4 protein-coding genes and 1 pseudogene are annotated in these 2,966 nt (G+C 74.4%); 1 reads left to right on the top strand and 4 read right to left on the bottom strand.

The features are described from left to right. The 4 genes and pseudogenes from H5J29_RS27335 to H5J29_RS27320 all read right to left on the bottom strand — a co-directional run. Nucleotides 1–334, bottom strand: a pseudogene (locus H5J29_RS27335) (LLM class flavin-dependent oxidoreductase); the annotation flags it as partial. Continuing rightward, nucleotides 331–795, bottom strand: a complete 465-nt coding sequence (locus H5J29_RS27330) for an LLM class flavin-dependent oxidoreductase (RefSeq protein ID WP_181783873.1) — start codon at nucleotides 793–795, stop codon at nucleotides 331–333. The gene H5J29_RS27330 and the pseudogene H5J29_RS27335, both read right to left, overlap by 4 nt. Beyond that, nucleotides 792–1,532, bottom strand: coding sequence for an SDR family oxidoreductase (locus tag H5J29_RS27325; protein ID WP_181783872.1), 741 nt, complete (start codon nucleotides 1,530–1,532; stop codon nucleotides 792–794). The genes H5J29_RS27330 and H5J29_RS27325 overlap by 4 nt, the downstream gene beginning before the upstream one ends. Continuing rightward, nucleotides 1,529–2,701: an acyl-CoA dehydrogenase family protein gene (locus tag H5J29_RS27320; RefSeq protein ID WP_181783871.1), complete on the bottom strand. Its 1,173-nt coding sequence runs from the start codon at nucleotides 2,699–2,701 to the stop codon at nucleotides 1,529–1,531. Before H5J29_RS27320 ends, H5J29_RS27325 begins: the two co-directional genes overlap by 4 nt. A 59-nt stretch (nucleotides 2,702–2,760) precedes the next feature. Here H5J29_RS27320 and H5J29_RS27315 point away from each other — a divergent pair. Further along, the coding region (locus tag H5J29_RS27315) for a LysR family transcriptional regulator (protein WP_181783870.1) at nucleotides 2,761–2,966 on the top strand (206 nt) is incomplete at its 3' end.

Genomic DNA, 2,966 nt, shown 5'->3' with positions numbered 1-2,966 from the left:
CCTGGAGCGCTGCGAAGGTGTCCACCAGCCGCTCGGCGCTGCCGAACACCGTGGACCCGGTGGCCACCAGCCCGATGTCCGGCACGGCCGCGCCGACGGCCCCCAGCAGCGTCGTCGGCTCGAAGGGCCACCGCACGTGGTCGCGCACCGCGGGATCGAAGCCCACGAAGTCGGCGAAGAACACGGCGTCGAACCCGCCGCGGGCGGCGAGCCGGGAACGGTCGAGATAGTAGCCGGCGTCGTCGATGAGGTCGGGTCGCGCGGTCGGCAGCCGCCACGCGGCCTCGTGGTCGCCGCTGTGGTGGAACTCGGCGAACAGGTGCAGTCCACTCATGCGGACACCGCCTGCGGCACGACACCCTGCGGACCGGCGGGCACGTCCAGCGGGGAGTGCACCGACCAGTGCACTCCGTCGTGGTGCACCGCCTCGACCCTGCTCAGGTCGACGTGGATCCCGGCCTCCTTGTCGTTGCGGACCGCGCCGGGCTTCCAGGACTCCAGCAGCGCCCCGACCAGGGCGACGGACTCGGCCCGGCGGTCCGGGTCGTCGTCGTGCGGGAGCCACTCCGCCCGGCCCTCGCTGATCTTGTCCAGCGCGGCGAGCCTGCGGGCGATCACGTAGGGGTGCACGGCGGCGGTGTCCACCTCGACGACGAGCCGGATCCTGGTGGTGCGCACCGCGACCGCCGCGGCGAGCACGAACGGATCGGGCCTGCGGGGCAGCACGAACCGGGCATCGCCCGCGGCCTCGCGGGCGACGGCCGCCGCGGCGAGCTCCTCGAAGGCACCGCTCACGGCCGGAACTCCCCCAGCTGCCGACCGCCGTCGACGACGAACTCCGAGCCGGTGGAGAACCGGGAGGCCGGCGAGAGCAGGAAGACCACCAGCTCGCTGACGTCCGCGGGCTGCCCGGGCTCGCGGATCACCTGGTTCGGCAGCACCGCCGAGTCCAGGCCGTCGATGAAGGGGGTGACGATCCGGCCCGGGTGCACCGAGTTGACCCGGATGTGGTGCCTGCCCAGGTCCAGCGCGGCGGCCTTCGTGAGCCCGCGGACGGCGAACTTGCTGCTCACGTAGGAGGGGTGGTTCTCGATGCCGATCAGCCCGGCGACCGAGGAGATCGTCACGATGCTGCCACCGCCCGCCCGCACCAGGCTCGGGACGACGGCCTGGATGCCGAGCAGGACGCCGTCGACGTTGACCCGGTGCACCTGGCGGAACACCTCGAGGTCCACGGTCGCGGTGTCGCCGTGGCCGAAGATCCCGGCGTTGGCGACGAGCCCGGTCAGGCCCCCGACCGCCGCCTCGCCGGTCCGCACCGCCGCCGCCCAGGAGTCCGGCTCGGTGACGTCGAGGTCGACGGCGACCGCCGCCTCCCCCAGGTCCTTCGCGACCCGGCGGACGCCCTCGCCGTCGATGTCGCCGAGCACGACCCGGCCGCCCGCGGCGACCACGAACCGGGCGTGGCTCTCGCCGAGCCCTTGCGCCGCACCGGAGATCAGCACGACCTGGCCCGCGAGCACGCCGCTCACGGGAACAGGCCCAGGGCGGTCCGGCCGACGACGTCGCGCACGGTGTCCGGGTTCGGCGGGTGGAAGGACCCGGCCCGGACGTCCCGGTACAGGCGCTCCAGCTCACCGCGACGCGAGATCGAGCCCGCGCCCGCGATCTCCAGTGCGAGGTCGGTGGCCGCGCGGGCGGCGCGGGTGGCGTTCTCCTTGGCGGCGAACAGCTTCACCAGGGTCCGGGCGCCGTGGTCGACCCCGGCGGTGAGCTCGGTCGTGAGGTTGTCCAGCTGCCCGAGGATCCCCTCGAGCAGCAGCTCGGCCTCGGCGGCGTGGTACTGCACGAACGGCTTCCCGGCCACGGGCCCGCCGCCCAGGCTGAGCGCGGTGCGCTTCCGCGCGGTCGCCAGCGCCACGTCCACGGCGCGGCGGGCGATGCCGTAGTACACGTTGCCCAGCAGGGGCAGCACCCACGCGAAGATGCCGGCGACGGCGGGGCTCGGGTCGGCGCCGAGGTCGTGCACGTCGACCACGCGCTCGGTGGGGACGAACACGTCGGTCAGCACCGTGTCGTGGCTGGCGGTGGCCCGCACGCCGAGGGTGTCCCAGGTCTGCTCGGTCCGCACGCCGCTGTCGCGGGTGAGGAACGCGTGGACGATCCGCGGCCGGTCCGGGTCGCTGTCGTCCCGGGCGTGCACGCCCAGGTAGTCCCAGGCGGGCGCGAGCGAGGTGAAGATCTTGTGCCCGGTGATCCGGTAGCCGCCCGGGACCGGGACCGCCGCGGTGCGGGAGTCGGCGATGGTGACGTCGTTGCCCGGCTCGCCGTGCCCGGCGGCGATCACCTTGCCCGCCGCGACCTCGCGCAGCAGCCACTCCTGGGAGTGGTCGCCCGCCCGGTACAGGCTCGCGGCGTTGCCCACCCAGTACAGGTGCATCGTGGTGGCCAGGCCGGTCGACGGCGCCCAGTAGGCGAGCTCGCGCTGGGCGCGGTTGACCTCGTGCAGGGTCAGCCCGCCGCCGCCGAGCTCCTCGGGGACGGGACCGCGCAGGTGCCCGGCCTCGCGCAGCTCGTCGAGGTCCTCGGCGAAGAAGCGGTTCTCCTCGTCGTAGCCGCGGGCCCGCGCGTGGATGCGGGCGAGCAGGTCGTCGTCGAGGGCGGAGCGCAGGGCCTGGCCTGCCTCGGAACCGGTGGTCATGAGGTGATCTCCGTGGGTGGGTGCGAGTCGCCGGGTCGGACCCGTGCGACGCTGGTGACATGCGGGTGGAACAGGCCGGGTGCGTGCTGGCGATCCTGCGCACGGGCTCGTTCCGAGACGCCGCCCGCGATCTCGGGATGAGCCAGTCGACGCTCAGCGAGGCCGTGCGTTCGCTGGAGCGGGAGCTCGGCGCGCAGCTGCTGCACCGCAGGCGGCGCGGGGTGTCCGCCACCGAGGTGGGCGCGGCGGTGCGCCCGCAGCTCGA

Origin of the sequence: Pseudonocardia pini (assembly GCF_013870575.1) — a bacterium.
Classification (GTDB): Bacteria; Actinomycetota; Actinomycetes; order Mycobacteriales; family Pseudonocardiaceae; genus Pseudonocardia; species Pseudonocardia pini.
This window is presented reverse-complemented; position numbering and strand designations above follow the sequence as displayed.

Bases quoted from the DNA above. Each gene is read 5' to 3' on its own strand.
- H5J29_RS27320 (WP_181783871.1), bottom strand. From the start codon at position 2,701: ATGACCACCGGTTCCGAGGCAGGCCAGGCCCTGCGCTCCGCCCTCGAC.